Raw genomic sequence first — 15,505 nt, forward strand, 5'->3', positions numbered from 1 at the left:
GCCAGGGTGCTGATCGTTTGGCACGTACACAGCACCTCACCCCCGGAGGCGTACATGTGTGACCTGCACGACCAGCACGAGCACGCGCACGAAGCAGCCATGGCAGCCGGTCCGGTCCTCAGCCGCAGACGGATCATGCAGTTGCTCGGCGCGGCAGGCGTGACCACCGCCGTGATGACGGCCGAGGCCGATCCCGCGATGGCCGCGGCCTCCGAGGCGGCCGAAGCCGCGACGGACGACGGTTACGAGGCTCCGAAGGGACTGGCGCAGGACAGCCCGGCCAAACAGGCGGCCATCGGCTGGATCGACTCCAACAGCGGCCGGATCACCGGGCTCAACGCGGAGATCTGGGACCACGCCGAACTCAGCCTGCGCGAGTGGAACTCCTCGCTCGCCGAGGCCGGGTTCCTGGAGAGGGCGGGATTCGACGTCGAGTTCGGCACCGCGGGCTTCCCGACCGCGTTCACCGCCACGTACCGCTACGGCAGCGGCGGCCCGGTCCTCGGCTTCAGCGGGGAGTACGACGCGCTGCCCGGCCTCTCGCAGAACAAGGGCGTCGGCCACCACGATCCGCGCGAGTACATCCACGACCCGTTCGCGCCCGGTTACGGCCCCGGACACGGTTGCGGGCACAGCGCGCTGGGAACGGCCGCCGCCGCGGCCGCGGCAGCCGTCGCCCAGGCCGCGGCGAAGCACCGGCTGCCCGTCACCGTGAAGTTCTTCGGCTCGACGGCCGAGGAGGCGCTGATCGGCAAGACGTACGCCGTCAGCAAGGGCGTGTACGACGGTCTGGACGCCTTCCTGGACTGGCATCCCTCCACCGCCAACGCCACCGGCTGGGGCACCACCACCGCGATGACCGCGGTGACCTTCACCTTCCTCGGGGTCGCCGGCCACGGCGGAACCCCACTCGGCAACAAGAGCGCGCTGGACGCCGCCGTGATGATGGCGACGATGTCGGAGTTCCTGCGCGAGGAGAACCTCGCCCCGTCGGGGCGGCTCCACTGGGTGATCAACAACGGCGGTGACATCCCGAACGTCACCCCGGAGATCGCCGAGATCTCGTACTACGTCCGCGAAGGCAGTCCGGCCCGGGTGCAGGTGCTGCTCGACAAGGTGATCGCGGTCTCCGAAGCGGCGGCGAAGGCCAGCCAGACCACGGTCGGACACCGGATCACCTCGGCCTGCTGGAACCAGCTGCCGTCGAAGTCCTTCGCCGAGCTGCTGCACGAGAACATGACGCAGATCGGTCCGCCCGCTTTCACCGACGAGGCGCACCGGCTGGCGAAGGAACTCCAGGAGTCACTGGGACTCCCGGCCACCGGCATGCACGACAAGGTCGGCGCGCTCACCCCGCCCAACCCGGTCTTCATGGGCGGCGGCTCGACCGATGTCGCGGACATCAGCTGGAATGTGCCGACCGTGTCGATGGGCGCGGCGCTCGCCCCGATCGGCACCAAGATGCACACCTGGTCCACAGCCGCGTGTGCGGCCGCCGCGCCCGGCCAGGCGGCGGTGCTCGCGGCGGCGAAGTATCTGGCCGCGACCGCGGTCGATCTGCTCACCCAGCCGGAGCGGCTGAAGGCGATCAAGGCCGAGTTCGCCGAACGCACCAAGGGACTGGCGTGGAAGACGGCGCTGCCCGGTGGCTATGAGCCGCCGATGTACGAGCCGCCGGCCTGGTTCCTGAAGAGGACCGGGCAGAAGTGGCCGCCGAAGAACATCACCTGGCCGCCGAAGCGTGTCGTGTCGCACGAGAAGTTCTCCTCGCTGGGACCGGAGCTGACACCGCAGAAGTAGCGGGCGGGCGCCGGGGCGTGTGCGCGGCATGCCCCGGCGCCACGGCACCAGGTGACGCCTGCCCGGCGGCGGGAACGGCGCTCAGGGCCGCCGGAGCCGGATCGGGTCACTCGCCGCCGCGCGCATGGTGCCGGACGGCCAGCGGTACGAACACGGCGAGGAGCGCCGCCGACCAGGCGAGCGTGCCGGCCACCGGGTGGGCCGCCGGCCAGGCCGCGTCCGCGGACGGCGCCGCATTGCCGAACAAGTCCCGGGTGGCGGCGGCCATGGCGCTGATCGGGTTCCACTCCGCGACCGTCCGCAGCCAGCCCGGCAGGTTGTCGGTCGGGATGTACGCGCTGGACAGCAGCGGCAGGATGAACGTGGCGCTGCCCAGCTGGCCGGCCGCCTCCTCGTTGCGGATCAGCAGGCCCAGCCAGCAGCCCATCCACGACGTGGCGAACCGGAGGAGCAGCAGCAGCCCGAAGGCGCCCAGGGCGGCGAGCGGGCCGCCCTCGATCCGCCAGCCGACCGCGAGTCCGACCAGGATCAGCGGCACCATGCCGATCGCCGTGGTCAGCAGATCGGCCGCGGTCTGCCCGAGCGGTACGGCGGTGCGGCTCATCGGCAGCGTACGGAACCGGTCCATCACCCCCCGGTGGCAGTCCTGTGCGGACTGGAACATCCCGGTCATGATGCCGTTCGCCGCCGTCGCCGCGAGCAGCCCCGGCACGAGGAACGCGCGGTACTCCTGCCCCGGCATGGCCAGCGCGCTGCCGAACACGTAACCGAAGAACAGCAGCATGGTGATCGGCATGGTCTGGGTCAGGATCACTACGCCCGGGGCTGCTTTGATCCGCTGCAGATGGCGGCCCAGCACGGCCAGGCTGTCGGCGACCGGGGTGCTTGTGGCGGCTGCGGTGCGCTGCTCGTGGGCCAGTACGGTGCTGCTCATGCTGCCGTCTCCTTCAGGGGCGGGGAGGTGCGGCTGTCGCCGCGGTCGGTCAGGCGGAGGAAGACCTCGTCGAGGGTCGGCGGGCGCAGGCTCGCGTCGATCAGCGGTACGCCGGCCGCGTCGAGTTCGCGGACGATACGGGGGAGGGTGAGCGTGGTGTCGGTCGCGACGGCGCCCACGGTGCGGCGCTCGTGGTCGAGCACCGGTTCGGCGCCGGTGAGCTGGTCGAGGACGGCCGCTGCCGGAACCAGCGCCGACGCGTGGGGGACGACCACCTCGGCGTAGGAACCGATGCGGGCCTTCAGCTCGGCGGGGGTGCCGCGGTGGGCGGCCCGGCCCTGGTCGATCAGCACGATGTCGTCGGCCAGCTGATCGGCCTCCTCCAGATACTGGGTGGTGAGCAGGACGGTGGTGCCCCGGTCCGCCAGTTCGCGTACCGCCGCCCAGATCTGGTTGCGGCTGTGCGGGTCGAGTCCGGTGGTCGGCTCGTCCAGGAAGAGCACCCGCGGCCGGGTCAGCAGGCTGGCGGCGAGGTCGAGGCGGCGGTGCATGCCGCCCGAGTAGGTGCGGGCCGGGCGGTCGGCGGCCTCCGTCAGCTCGAAGCGTTCCAGCAGTTCGTCGGCGCGGGTGCGCACGGCCTCGCCACGGAACCGGAGCAGCTTGGCGAAGAGCCGCAGGTTCTGCCGGCCGGACAGTTCACCGTCGACCGAGGCGTTCTGTCCGGTGACGCCGATCGCCGCGCGCACCGCGCCTGCCTGGCGCACCAGGTCGTGGCCCGCGACCCGGGCGCTTCCGCCGTCCGGTGCCGTCAGCGTGGTGAGGACCCGGACGGCGGTGGTCTTGCCCGCGCCGTTCGGCCCCAGGACTCCGCAGACGGCTCCTTCGGCGACCGCGAGATCGAGTCCGCGCAGCGCATGGACGTCCCCGTAGCTCTTCTCCAGACCTTCACTAAGTACAGCGTACGTAGTTGTCATGCGGTCACCGTAGCGCACTACGTACGGTGTACGTAACTACGATGGTGAGCGAGGTGATGATCGATGGTGGGGCGACCCGCTGTACCCGAAGTGATCTGGGCGCGCCCCGAGCGCGCGGGCCGAGGCCCCAGGCCCGCGTTCAGCCGTGCCGACATCGCGGCAGCCGCCGTCCGCATCGCCGATGCGGAGGGCCTCGACGCGGTGTCCATGCGGAAGGTCGCGGCGGAGCTCGGCTGCGGCACGATGTCGCTCTACAACTACGTGCCCCGCAAGGAGGACCTGCACGAGCTGATGCTCGACGCGGTCAGCGGCGGGTACGAGTTCCCGGAGCCGTCCGGCGACTGGCGTGCCGATCTCATCGCGCTGGCCCATCAGGCCCGCGAGATGATGCACCGCCACACCTGGGTGCCCCGGCTCATGTCACCCGTGTACGGCTTCAGCCCGAACGCGCTGCGGTATCTGGAGTACACGCTCAGCTGCCTGGACGGGGTCGACGCGCGGTTCGGCGAGAAGATGGAACTCATCGCCATGGTCAACGGTGTGGTCACCACCTATACGGCCAACGAGATCGCCACGGCGGAGCGCGGCCGGTCGCTGCCCTGGTCCGAGGAGCAGGAGCACGCCGCGCGCACCGGCTATCTGATCAGCCAGATCGCGACCGGGAAGTATCCGCGGATGGCGGCGGGATTCGCCGAGGACCCCGGGCCGATCGATCTGGACAGGGTCTTCGACCGGGCGCTGCACCGGGTACTGGACTCCTTCGACCGCTAAGGGCTGTCCCGTAATCCCCGGCGGGCGCACGACGACGGCTACGGCACCTCGCCGCGTTGTCGAAACGCCCGAATACGTCCAGCATGAGGACGCCCCTCCGCCTTGCGATGCACCGCATCCGACGCCGCGCGCTGATCCACCGGGGATTAGAGGACAGCCCTTAGCGCACATGCACCCCGATGCCGTCACAGCAGCGCGAACTGCCCGTCCGGCCCCTCCTCCTGATGGTCGAGCACCGACGCGGGCCGCCTGGCCGTGGCCGGGACCGGCAGGACGCCCGCCGCGCGGAGATCGCCGGCCGTGATCTGCGGGCCGTCGGCCAGGCCTTCCTGCCGGGGACGGAGTTCGGCGAGCAGGGCGAGCACGGTGATCAGTTCCAGCAGTTCCGAGGTCCACTCCTGGGGCCAGCCCCGGGGTCGTATCGCTTCCAGCCCGTCCGCCGCGTCCGCCGAGGCCCGCCGCTCGAACCACAGCTCCAGCATCCGCACCCCGCCTACCCGGAACTCCCAGGCCCCCGCCGGTACCGGTGAAATGCGTCCCGTACCCAGCAGGAGCGTCTCGTCGCCGGGGTCGTACTCCAGCGTGCCGGGCGCGGCCGGTACCGCGGCCCGCACGTAGGGGCGCCGCCCGCCGGGCAGCCGCGGGCGCTCCCCGCCGCGCGCGCCGCGCAGCTGCAGCCGCAACAGCTCCCGGCCCAGCTCCACCCCGGCCCACCAGCGTGCGGTGTCGGCGGGCAGCGGCACGACGGTCCCGGCGGGGGAGTGACGGGCCGCCGTGACGATCCACGCCAGCACGGTCTCCGCGGTGACCATGTCCCCGTGCCGGGTGCGCAGCAGCCCGAGCAGCCCGGGCGCCAGATTGGGTTCCCGTCCGTCGGGCCTTCGGTAGAGCGGCCGGATCCGGCCGGGGCGGCCCGCCGGCCAGTGGCCGTCGGGCAGCAGCGCCGTCACGGACAGGGCGGGACCGGTGTCCTGCGGTACGTACCCGTGCTCGACGGCGAAGAGCTGGTGCCCGTCGGCGACCCTCCACAGTTCCGGGCGGGCGGCGTCGATCAGCCGGTGGTCGGGGATCAGCCACTGCTCGTCGAACGGTCCGTGCAGGATCCGTACCGGTTCGGGGCACGGACCGGACTCCCGTGCGAACCGGGCGGTGGAGGTGGTCTGGCCGGGCAGCGCCGCGACCGGTGTCTGCGGGTTACGGGAACGGGTGGGCCGGAAAAGCTGTTCTCGCTCGGCTCCCTCGGCACTGACCAGACGCCCCCAACGGGCCTTGAGGCAACCGGCGTCCGGGGCCGTCACCCAGGGGCGCCCGGTGCGCAGGGGCCGTACGGACCATGGCATGAGGTCGTCGAGCAGCGGGATGTCGTCGTCCCCGCCGGCTCCGGCGCCCGCCCGTGCTGCCACCGTGTCGTCCTCCCCGTCGCCACGTCCGCCGCCCCAGGCATCGTAACGGCGCGTCGTGCGCAGCGGGGTGCGAGTCAGTGCGCTTCGACCGTCACCGAGAACGAGAACCTGTCTCCCCGGTACCGGATCTGTGCCACATCCACCACCCGGCCGCTCTCCTCGTACGTCACCCCCGTGTAGAAGAGGATCGGGCTGAGCAGCGGGACCTGGAGGAGCTCGGCGGTGGCCGGGTCGGCGAGCCGCGCCTCGACCGTGTCCGTGATCCGCGCGATCCGGACGCCGACGCGGTCGCGCAACACCTTGGTCATCGGCCAGCGTTCGAGATCGGCGGCATCGAGCCGGGCCGCGACCTCGGGATGCACCGTGTTCTCCGCCCAGTTGGTGGGCTCGCCGGTGTCGCCGTCGCAGCGCAGCCGCCGGTAGCCGACCACGTCCGTACAGCCCGGGAAGTACTCGGCGAGATCGCCCGGCAGGGCGAGCGGGCCATGGCCGAGGACCGTGGTGCGCTCGCCCGACTGCTGGGCGACGATCGCATCGATCGAGCCGAGCAGCCGGACCGGCGAGGCCCGGCGGGCCCGCGGCTCGATGAAGGTGCCGCGCCGCCTGTGCCTGCTGATCAGCCCCTCCGTCTCCAGCTCCTTGAGCGCCTGCCGCATCGTGAGGACGCTGACGCCGTAGTGTGCGGCGAGCTGCTCCTCGGTCGGCAGCCGCAGCGAGGCGTCCTGCGCGCGGCCGAGTATGGACGCGCGCAGGGACTGCGAGACCTGGTACCACAGCGGCAGTTTGCGGTTCAGGACCAGCGAGTCGGGGGCGAAGGCCGTCACCTGGGGCGTCTGGGGCAGTTGAGGCACCTGGGTCACCTGGACTCTCCGTACTGCGACACTGCGGACGCGACGAGCGGGGGCCGGGAAGCGGCGGCTTCGCCTATGGCCGGAAGTTGCGTTCGAGACCCTGCCACACGTCGTCGTACCCGCGCTGCAGGTGGTCGGCGGTCGCCGCCTGTCCGGTCGCCGTGACCGGCCAGCGGGTCTCGAACATGAAGGCAAGACCGTCGTCGATCTTCTGCGGCTTCAGCTCCGCCGCGCTCGCCCGGTCGAAGGTCTCCCGGTCCGGGCCGTGTGCCGACATCATGTTGTGGAGCGAGCCGCCGCCCGGCACGAAGCCGCCCTTGCCGGCCGTCTTCGCGTCGTACGCCCCCTCGATCAGCCCCATGTACTCGCTCATCACATTGCGGTGGAAGTACGGCGGCCGGAACGTGTCCTCGCCGACCAGCCAGCGCGGCGCGAAGACGACGAAATCCACTCCGGCGAGACCGGGGGTGTCCGACGGCGAGGTCAGCACCGTGAAGATCGACGGGTCGGGGTGGTCGTAGCTGATGGAGCCGATCACATTGAAGCGGTGCAGGTCGTAGACGTACGGGGTGTGGTTGCCGTGCCAGGCGACGACGTCGAGCGGCGAGTGGTCGTACGTCGCGGACCAGAGGTTGCCGCAGAATTTGTTGATCACCTGGACCGGGCGGTCCGCGTCCTCGTACGCGGCGACGGGAGCCAGGAAGTCCCGGGCGTTGGCAAGGCCGTTGGCGCCGATCGGGCCGAGGTCGGGGAGTGCGAACGGCTGCCCGTAGTTCTCGCAGACATAGCCGCGGGCGGAGTCGTCGAGGAGTTCCACACGGAAGCGGACACCTCGGGGGATCAGCGCGATGTGGCCGGGTTCGGCGCGCAGCAGGCCCAGTTCGGTACGGAGCAGCAGGCCGCCCCGCTCGGGGACGATCAGCAATTCGCCGTCGGAGTCGCTGAACACCCGGTCGGTCATGGCCGTGTTGGCGTGGTAGAGGTGCACGGCCATGCCGGTGCGCTGGGTGGCGTCGCCGTTGCCGCCGAGGGTCCACAGCCCTGCCAGGAAGTCCGTGCCGGGCGCGGGATCGGGGAGCGGGTCCCAGCGCAGCCGGTTCGGATCGGGGACGGACTCGGTGAAGGGGGCGGTGCGCACCGCGCCGTTGTCGATCCGGACGAACGGCGGGTGGGCGGCCGAGGGGCGGATCCGGTAGAGCCAGGAACGGCGGTTGTGGGCGCGTGGTTCGGTGAAGGCCGAGCCGCTCAGCTGCTCGGCGTAGAGGCCGAGGGGTGCTCGCTGCGGCGAGTTGCGGCCGTGCGGCAGCGCCCCCGGGACCGCCTCGGAGCTGTGCTCATTGCCGAAACCGGCGGAGTGCGCAAGCGCTTCCGCCGTCTTCCTCGCCTGCTCGATGCCGCTGGTTCCGCCCATGTCGCGCTCCCGGTGCCGAAGAAATCCTATGGGACACCGTAGGAATCAGATCGGGGCACGTCAACGGGGCGGGGCGGTGGCGCGTCGCGGATCCGGTGCGGGGCCGTGACGGAAATCTTTTGATCCGTCGAGCAGAAGGGGGTTCCAAAAGTTGAACAATGCTCTACTCTCCGGCACATGTCGTGGACACGAAGACTTCTGGTGGTCCTGGTGGCACTGGCCGCCGCACTCCTCGCGGCCCCGGCCGCCCGGGCGCACGAGGAACGGCCGGTCACCCTGCCTGACGGTTCCGGCAGCGTCCCGGTCCACCGCGCCGGCGAACCCGATCTGCTGGTCTGCAAGAGCGACCGCGCCGACTTCGAACGCCGGATATCCGGCTTCCCGGCGAAGCTCCGGGCACGCAACCTCGAACTCTTCGACCGGTGCCTGAAGTCCGGCTACCGCCATCTGCAACAGGCCGTCGACAAGGTCGGCAGACCTGGCATGAACATCGCGATCCTGCCCGGCCTGTACGAGGAGGAGCCCTCGCTGCCCAGGCCGACGGGGGAGTGCGCGAGGCTCAAGGCGCCCAACTCGCAGCTCGGTTACCAGATCCTGTCGTACGCGCAGCAGAAGCAGTGTCCCCACAACCAGAACCTGGTGGCGATCCTCGGCAAGAAGCAGCTCCAGATCGAGGGGACGGGGGCGGAGCGCACCGACGTCGTCATCGACGCCAAGTACCAGAAACTCAACGCGATCCGCTCGGACGGCTCCGACGGCATCTACTTCAAGAACTTCACCGCCCAGCGCACGACGTTCAACTCGCTGTACGTGCTGGCCCAGGACGGCTTCGTCATCGACGACGTCCTCACCCGGTGGAACGACGAGTACGGCTTCCTCACCTTCGCCAGTGACCACGGGCTGTACAAGAACTGCGAGTCGTACGGCAACGGCGACTCCGGCATCTACCCCGGCAGCGCGTCGGACATCAACGACGGATACGGCTACGACGTGCCGCGCTACTCGATCGAGATCACCGGCTGTCGCAGCCACCACAACATGGTCGGCTACTCCGGCACCGCGGGCGACTCGGTCCACGTCCACGACAACGAGTTCGACCACAACATGGGCGGCGCCTCGATGGACAGCGCCTTCCCCGGCCACCCCGGACTCCCGCAGAACCACGCACGCTTCGAACGCAACCTGATCCACGACAACAACGCCGACTACTACCCGTACGTCGCCGACGGAACCTGCGCCAAACCGCCCGTCGAACGCGGCTACGAGGACGGCGTCGTCTGCCCGCAGATCTCCATGCCGCCGGGCACCGGCATCATCACCGCGGGCGGCAACTGGAACATCTACGAGAACAACTGGATCTACGGACAGCGACGCGCCGCCTTCTTCCTGAGCGCCGTCCCCGCCTTCATCCGCGGCGAGAACGCCCTCGCGAAGCAGGCCGACACCTCGCACCACAACCGGTACGCGGGCAATCACCTCGGCACGGACAAGGCGGGCCGCTCCCGGCCCAACCGCACCGATGTGTGGTGGGACGGCCAGGGTGACAGCAACTGCTGGCAGTCGGACGCCGGACCGTCCACACCGCGCTCGCTGCCCGCGTGCGGCGCGGCGGGCGGCGCGGTCTCCGTCCGCACCGACCGGCTGGTGGGCGAACCGGTCAAACTTGCCCAACTGCTGGTCTGTGCCGACTACAACGTGCAGGCGCGGCGGCTGCCGGCCGGCTGCGACTGGTACGGCGCACGCGGCATCGAGCGCATCGAGGTGCAGATCGCGCTGGGTGTCGCTCTGGTGCTCGCGCTGGTCGGCGGGGTGCTCTGGTGGCGCCGCCTGCGGCACAGCCGGCTCGCCACAGCGGCCACCCTGCTCGGCGCGATCGGCCTCGGGCTGGATGTGGCCGGTGCCACGACGGGCCTCGCGTCCTCCTATCTGCCTGCGGTGGCGCTCCTGCTGACCGGGGCGTGGTGGACCGGCATCGGACTCGTCCTGCGCGGCGAGCGGCCCGGACTGGGCTGGACCACGATGGTGCTGGGCGCCCTGACCCTGCTCGACGCCTTCGACAAGGCCGTCCTGATGATCCCGTGGATCCCGATCGGCCCGGCCTGGATACGCGGTCTCCTCGGCGTCATCTGGGTGGTGTGGGCGGTGGCGGCCTCGGCGCGGCACGGGGAACGGGCGGTACGGGAGAAGGCGGACCCGGGGCCGGACGCGGACGCGGGGCCGGACGCGGACGCGGGGCCGGACGCGGACGCGGGGCCGGACGCGGACGCGGGGCCGGACGCGGACGCGGGGCCGGACGCGGACGCGGGGCCGGACGCGGACGCGGGGCCGGACGCGGACGCGGGGCCGGACGCGGACGCGGGGCCGGACGCGGACGCGAACGCCGATGAGGCGGACGCGAACGCTGATGAGGCGGACGCGAACGCTGATGCGGCGGACACGCAGGGCGACGACCGGGCGGGGGTTGGTGCCGGTGCGGGCGCGGGCGCGGGAAGGAATCCGGGCCACGGCGCGGGTTCCGGACACGGTGCGGATTCAGGGTCCGGATCGGCGGATTCCGAGCCGGACACGGATTCCGGGTCCCACCGGGGCTCCGGACCGGACGGGGACTGATCATGACGCGATCTCCCCGCCCGCTGCGACTCAACAGGCTCACGTCGCGCACGTCGCTCACGTCGCGCACGTCGCTCACGTCGCTCACGTCGCTCACGTCGCGCACGTCGCTCACGTCGCGCACGGCGTTCCTCCGGCTCGCCGTCGCCCTTCTCACCGCAGGCGCCCTCGTGGGCGGTGCGAGTGCCTGCGGTGGGCGGCCCACCACCCACCACAGGCCCGGCACCAGTCATGAACAGGCCGGCGGCAGCGTCGGCCGGCTCCTCACCGCGGACGACGGATCCGGGCACCGGCTCCGCCAGGTCGAGGCCCAGGGCGCCCCCGCGGTGACCGTCGCCATACGGCCGGACTCCGAGGACGGGTGGAACGTCCATCTCTCCGTACGGAACTTCCGTTTCAGCCCGGACAGTGTCGGCGGCGCGGCGCTCCTCGGGCGCGGCCACGCCCGGCTCTTCCTCGACGGCCACCCCCTGGCCCGGCTCTACGGCCCCTGGTACCACCTCCCCGACTCCCTCGTCCGCGACGCGGGCGGCGGCCGCACCCTCACGGCCCGGCTGTACGCCGACGATCACACCGCCTGGGCTGTGCGCTCCACACCGATCCAGGCCACCACGCCTCTCACCACCACTCCTTCCGCCGGCACCCCCGCCGAGCCCCGCCCCGACCGGACTCTGGAGATCGTCATCTCTCACGGCAGGGTCAGCCCCACCCCCGGCCGCACCGAGCTCAGGAAGGGGCAGCGCATCGAGCTGCGCGTCCGCACCGACCGTGCCGACACCCTCCATGTCCACGGCTACGACAAGGAGGCGCGCCTGCCCGCCGGACGGACCACCACTCTCACTCTCACCGCCGACCGCACCGGGCTCTTCGAGGTCGAGACCCACGAGTCCGATCTGCTCCTGACCCAGCTCGTCGTGCGGTGAGCGTCCTCGCCCACGGCATCGGCTCCCGGCACGACCTGCCGCTGTCCCCCTTCTACGCGTTCGCCGGTGCCTTCGCCGCGCTCTTCGTCTCCTTCCTTGCGCTCGGCCTGCTCTGGCCCGCCTCCCGGTTCCGGGGCGACCGGGCGGGCCGCCCGCTTCCGGTCCCTCTCCAGCGCCTCGCCGACGCCCGCCCCACCCGTATCGCCGCGCGCGCCCTCGGCCTGGCCGCCGCCCTGTTCGTCCTCCTCCATCTCCTCCTCGGCCCGGACGGTCCGGAGCGCAACCCGGCCGCGGGCGCCGTCTACGTGCTTCTCTGGGTCGGGCTCGTCCCCGCCTCGCTCCTCATCGGTCCCGTCTGGCGACTCCTCAACCCCCTGCGCACGCTCCACCTCCTCGTCTGCCGCGCACTGGCCCGCGACCCGGCCGCGGGCCGCCCCCTTCCCGTACGCCTCGGTCTGTGGCCCGCCGCGGCCGGACTCCTCGCCTTCACCTGGCTCGAACTCGTCGCCCCCGACCCCGCGTCGTCCACCGCCCTCCTTCTCTTCCTCGTGCTGTACGGCGCTGTCCACCTCGCGGGCGCCGCCCGCCACGGCGCCCGCTGGTTCGACCACGCCGACGCCTTCGAGGTCTACTCCGGCCTGCTCGCCCGGCTCTCCCCCCTCGGCCGCCGGCCCGCCGACCGCCGTCTCGTCCTGCGCTCCCCCTTCAACACACTCGACGCCACCCCGCAGACCTCCGGTCTCGTCGCCACCGTCTGCGTCATGCTCGGCTCCACCGCCTACGACGGCTTCTCCGACGCCCCCTCCTGGATCACCGCCGTCCAGACCTCACCCCTGGGCCGCACCACCACGGCCACGCTCGGGCTGCTCGCCGCCGTCGCCCTCGTCGCCACCCTCTATGCCCTCTGCGCCGGTGCCACCCGGCTGATCTCCGGTCAACTCCGCCACCCCCTCACCGTCTTCGCGCACTCGCTCGTCCCGATCGCCCTCGGCTATCTCGTCGCCCACTACTTCACACTCTTCGTGACCGAAGGGCCACGCACGGTCATGATGGCACTCGGTACTGACAATCCGGTTCCACCCGAACCGCCCCTGGGCCCCGGCGGCATCGCCACGCTCCAGGTCGCCGCGATCGTCGTCGGGCACATCCTCGGCGTCGCCGCCGCCCACGACCGGTCCGTGCGCCTCTTCCCGCCCGCCCGCGCCGTCGCGGGGCAGCTTCCCCTGCTGGCCCTGATGATCGCGTACACCGTCGGCGGGCTGACCCTGCTCCTCGCCTGACCGCCGGTGCGCACCCGCCCGTCCCGCAGAGGAGAGTCACGGCATCATGGAGCCCGTGCCCCATGCGAATACGAACCTCCGCCGCGCCCCCGTGCAGCAGCGCAGCGCCGAGCGCCTCGCCCGGATACTCGACGCCTGCGCCGAACTCCTCGACGAGACCGGTTACGAGCAGCTGTCCACTCGGGCCGTCGCCGCCCGTGCGGAAGTCCCGATCGGCTCCGTCTACCGGTTCTTCTCCAACAAGCGCGCCCTCGCCGACGCCCTGGCCCGGCGCAACCTGGACAGTTACGCGGAGCGCATCACCGGTCGCCTGACCGCCATCCCGGCCGCCGACTGGCGCAGCGCCATCGACGCCGTGCTCGACGAATACCTGGCGATGAAGCGCTCCGTCCCCGGTTTCGCCCTCGTCGACTTCGGCGCCCCGGCCCCCGTGGACGACCCGGCCTCCGACGCCAATCGCCGCGTCGCGGAGCGCCTCGCCCGGCTGCTCTCCGGTCATTTGGGGCGCACCGCCGACGAGGATCTGCTCCGGACGATCCTGGTCTGCGTCGAAGCCGCCGACGCGCTCCTCCAACTCGCCTTCCGCACCGACCCGTCGGGCGATCCGGCCATCGTCGTGGAGACCCGCGTCCTGATCCAGGCGTATCTGGCCCAGATCCTGGACTGAACCCGGCACCGCACCTCACCGCGCGGGACGACCCGGGTCCGCGCCGCAGGGAACCGGACCGCATCTCCCCGGCCTCCCGCACGGCTGGGGGCACGACCGCCCCGGCACCCGGATGTCCGTCGCGGCCGCCGCCCCGGCGCCAACGTCAACCAGCTCCTCGACGGCGCGCTGCTCGACCGGCTGTCCGGCACCGCCGTGCTCAACGGCATCCCCATCGCGGTGGCGCCCAGCACGTCACCCGGCCACTGACCTGGGGTTTTGCTCGTATTGCTCGCATGTCAACGTCTTGTTAAGGCTGCGAGTCGCGCCCTAACGTCATCCGCACCGCCGACTCCGGTGGGAGTTCAAGGGTGAACGATAGGTATCCCATATGCTGACAATCCTCGGCTTTGCCATGATTGCGACCTTCCTGGTCCTGATCATGATGAAGAAGATGTCGCCGATCGCGGCGCTGGTCCTGATCCCCGCACTTTTCTGTGTCGCCGTCGGGCAGGGCGCCAAGCTCGGTGACTATGTGATAGACGGCGTGGGCAACCTCGCGCCGACCGCCGCGATGCTGATGTTCGCCATCGTCTACTTCGGTGTGATGATCGACGTCGGCCTCTTCGACCCGATCGTCCGCGGCATCCTGCGCTTCTGCAAGGCCGACCCGATGCGGATCGTCGTCGGTACGGCGGTGCTCGCCGCGATCGTCTCGCTGGACGGCGACGGCTCCACCACCTTCATGATCACCGTCTCGGCGATGTATCCGCTCTACAAGCGTCTCAAGATGAGCCTGGTCGTGATGACCGGTGTCGCCGCCACGGCCAACGGCGTCATGAACACCCTGCCCTGGGGCGGTCCCACCGCCCGCGCCGCCACCGCCCTGAAGCTGGACGCGGGCGACATCTTCGTCCCGATGATTCCGGCCCTCGGCGTCGGACTTCTCGCAGTCATCCTCCTGGCCGTCGTCCTCGGCCGGCGCGAGCGCAAGCGGCTGGGCACCCTCACCCTCGACGAGGCCATCGTCCGGGAGCCCGAGACGGTTCTCGTCGGTGCAGGCGTCGGTGCAGGCGGCGGCAGCGACCGTACCCGCAAGAACTCCGGCGGAGCCGGTACGGGCACGGACGCGGAACACACGGCGGCAGCGGCGCACGACGGCGACGCGGACGACGACGAGGGCTTCAAGGGCCTCGACCCGAACCGTGCCACCCTGCGGCCCAAGCTCTACTGGTTCAACGCCGGCCTCACCGTCGCCCTCCTCGCCGCGATGATCATGGAACTGATGCCGATCCCGGTGCTCTTCCTGCTCGGCGCGGCCCTCGCCCTCACCGTCAACTTCCCCCACATGCCCGACCAGCGGGCCCGTATCGCGGCCCACGCCGACAACGTCCTCAATGTCTCCGGCATGGTCTTCGCCGCCGCCGTCTTCACCGGTGTGCTCTCCGGCACCGGCATGGTCGAGCACATGGCGGACTGGCTCGTCGGCGCGATCCCGGACGGCATGGGCCCGCACATGGCGATCGTCACCGGCATCCTGAGCATCCCGCTCACGTACTTCATGTCCAACGACGGCTTCTACTTCGGCGTTCTCCCCGTGCTCGCCGAAGCCGGCGCCGCCCACGGTGTCTCCCCGCTGGAGATCGCCCGCGCCTCCCTGATCGGCCAGCCGCTCCACATGTCGTCCCCGCTGGTCCCTGCCGTCTACGTCCTCGTCGGCATGGCGAAGGTCGAGTTCGGTGACCACACCAGGTTCACCGTCAAGTGGGCCGCGCTCACCTCACTGGTGGTGCTCTGCGCCGGACTCCTCTTCGGGATCATCTGACCCATGGACCACACGGAAGGGCCCGGCAAGAGGGCGGTGTCGATGGCGCGGCCCGCCGTCTCCTGCCGGGCTCTTTC

The 15,505-nt window shown here is 71.2% G+C and carries 11 protein-coding genes and 1 pseudogene; 7 read left to right on the plus strand and 5 right to left on the minus strand.

Going from position 1 to position 15,505, the window contains the following annotated elements:
• Positions 1-54 precede the first annotated feature (54 nt).
• Positions 55-1,800: an amidohydrolase gene (locus tag OH809_RS33205; protein WP_406418018.1), complete on the plus strand. Its 1,746-nt coding sequence runs from the start codon at positions 55-57 to the stop codon at positions 1,798-1,800.
• Between the two features lie 106 nt (positions 1,801-1,906).
• Here OH809_RS33205 and OH809_RS33210 read toward each other — a convergent pair whose 3' ends face one another.
• Together OH809_RS33210 and OH809_RS33215 are read right to left on the minus strand one after the other, a co-directional pair.
• Positions 1,907-2,734, minus strand: a complete 828-nt coding sequence (locus tag OH809_RS33210; protein WP_406418015.1) for an ABC transporter permease — start codon at positions 2,732-2,734, stop codon at positions 1,907-1,909.
• Complete coding sequence (locus OH809_RS33215) at positions 2,731-3,708, minus strand: ATP-binding cassette domain-containing protein (RefSeq protein ID WP_406418013.1); 978 nt, start codon at positions 3,706-3,708, stop codon at positions 2,731-2,733. The genes OH809_RS33210 and OH809_RS33215 overlap by 4 nt, the downstream gene beginning before the upstream one ends.
• Positions 3,709-3,771: 63 nt before the next feature.
• Between OH809_RS33215 and OH809_RS33220 the strand changes: the two genes are divergently transcribed.
• Positions 3,772-4,479, plus strand: a complete 708-nt coding sequence (locus tag OH809_RS33220; protein ID WP_406418011.1) for a TetR/AcrR family transcriptional regulator — start codon at positions 3,772-3,774, stop codon at positions 4,477-4,479.
• A 185-nt stretch (positions 4,480-4,664) separates the two neighbouring features.
• Here the strand turns inward: OH809_RS33220 and OH809_RS33225 are convergent, their stop codons facing one another.
• The 3 genes from OH809_RS33225 to hmgA form a co-directional block, all read right to left on the minus strand.
• Positions 4,665-5,882 (minus strand): type ISP restriction/modification enzyme, encoded by a 1,218-nt coding sequence (locus tag OH809_RS33225; protein WP_406418009.1) that lies wholly within the window; start codon positions 5,880-5,882, stop codon positions 4,665-4,667.
• Positions 5,883-5,956: 74 nt separating this feature from the next.
• The gene (locus OH809_RS33230) at positions 5,957-6,742 is read right to left on the minus strand and encodes a GntR family transcriptional regulator (protein ID WP_406418007.1); all 786 of its coding nucleotides are present in this window, start codon (positions 6,740-6,742) and stop codon (positions 5,957-5,959) included.
• Positions 6,743-6,806: 64 nt separating this feature from the next.
• Entirely contained in the window at positions 6,807-8,144 is a 1,338-nt protein-coding gene (hmgA, locus tag OH809_RS33235; RefSeq protein WP_406515994.1) for a homogentisate 1,2-dioxygenase, read from the minus strand.
• A gap of 177 nt (positions 8,145-8,321) precedes the next feature.
• On the opposite strand from hmgA, the pseudogene OH809_RS33240 reads away from it, so the two are divergent.
• The 5 genes and pseudogenes from OH809_RS33240 to OH809_RS33260 form a co-directional block, all read left to right on the plus strand.
• Positions 8,322-10,364 (plus strand): annotated as a pseudogene (locus OH809_RS33240) (right-handed parallel beta-helix repeat-containing protein); the annotation flags it as partial.
• Positions 10,365-10,756: 392 nt separating this feature from the next.
• A complete protein-coding gene (locus OH809_RS33245; RefSeq protein WP_406418003.1) occupies positions 10,757-11,677 on the plus strand; it encodes a hypothetical protein in 921 nt (306 codons plus the stop codon).
• Positions 11,674-12,957 carry a hypothetical protein gene (locus tag OH809_RS33250; protein WP_406418001.1) on the plus strand — a complete coding sequence of 428 codons (1,284 nt, stop codon included), beginning with the start codon at positions 11,674-11,676 and terminating at the stop codon, positions 12,955-12,957. Before OH809_RS33245 ends, OH809_RS33250 begins: the two co-directional genes overlap by 4 nt.
• Positions 12,958-13,003: 46 nt before the next feature.
• Positions 13,004-13,624: a TetR family transcriptional regulator gene (locus OH809_RS33255; protein WP_406417999.1), complete on the plus strand. Its 621-nt coding sequence runs from the start codon at positions 13,004-13,006 to the stop codon at positions 13,622-13,624.
• Between the two features lie 370 nt (positions 13,625-13,994).
• Positions 13,995-15,428: a CitMHS family transporter gene (locus OH809_RS33260; RefSeq protein ID WP_406417997.1), complete on the plus strand. Its 1,434-nt coding sequence runs from the start codon at positions 13,995-13,997 to the stop codon at positions 15,426-15,428.
• Positions 15,429-15,505 lie beyond the last annotated feature (77 nt).

Source organism: Streptomyces sp. NBC_00873 (genome assembly GCF_045207415.1).
GTDB lineage: Bacteria > Actinomycetota > Actinomycetes > Streptomycetales > Streptomycetaceae > Streptomyces.

What these genes read in the sequence shown, in the direction of transcription:
- OH809_RS33260 (WP_406417997.1), top strand. Translation starts at nt 13,995, where the DNA reads ATGCTGACAATCCTCGGCTTTGCCATGATTGCGACCTTCCTGGTCCTG.
- OH809_RS33245 (WP_406418003.1), top strand. Translation starts at nt 10,757, where the DNA reads ATGACGCGATCTCCCCGCCCGCTGCGACTCAACAGGCTCACGTCGCGC.
- hmgA (WP_406515994.1), bottom strand. Translation starts at nt 8,144, where the DNA reads ATGGGCGGAACCAGCGGCATCGAGCAGGCGAGGAAGACGGCGGAAGCG.
- OH809_RS33255 (WP_406417999.1), top strand. Translation starts at nt 13,004, where the DNA reads ATGGAGCCCGTGCCCCATGCGAATACGAACCTCCGCCGCGCCCCCGTG.
- OH809_RS33205 (WP_406418018.1), top strand. Translation starts at nt 55, where the DNA reads ATGTGTGACCTGCACGACCAGCACGAGCACGCGCACGAAGCAGCCATG.
- OH809_RS33215 (WP_406418013.1), bottom strand. Translation starts at nt 3,708, where the DNA reads ATGACAACTACGTACGCTGTACTTAGTGAAGGTCTGGAGAAGAGCTAC.
- OH809_RS33220 (WP_406418011.1), top strand. Translation starts at nt 3,772, where the DNA reads ATGGTGGGGCGACCCGCTGTACCCGAAGTGATCTGGGCGCGCCCCGAG.
- OH809_RS33210 (WP_406418015.1), bottom strand. Translation starts at nt 2,734, where the DNA reads ATGAGCAGCACCGTACTGGCCCACGAGCAGCGCACCGCAGCCGCCACA.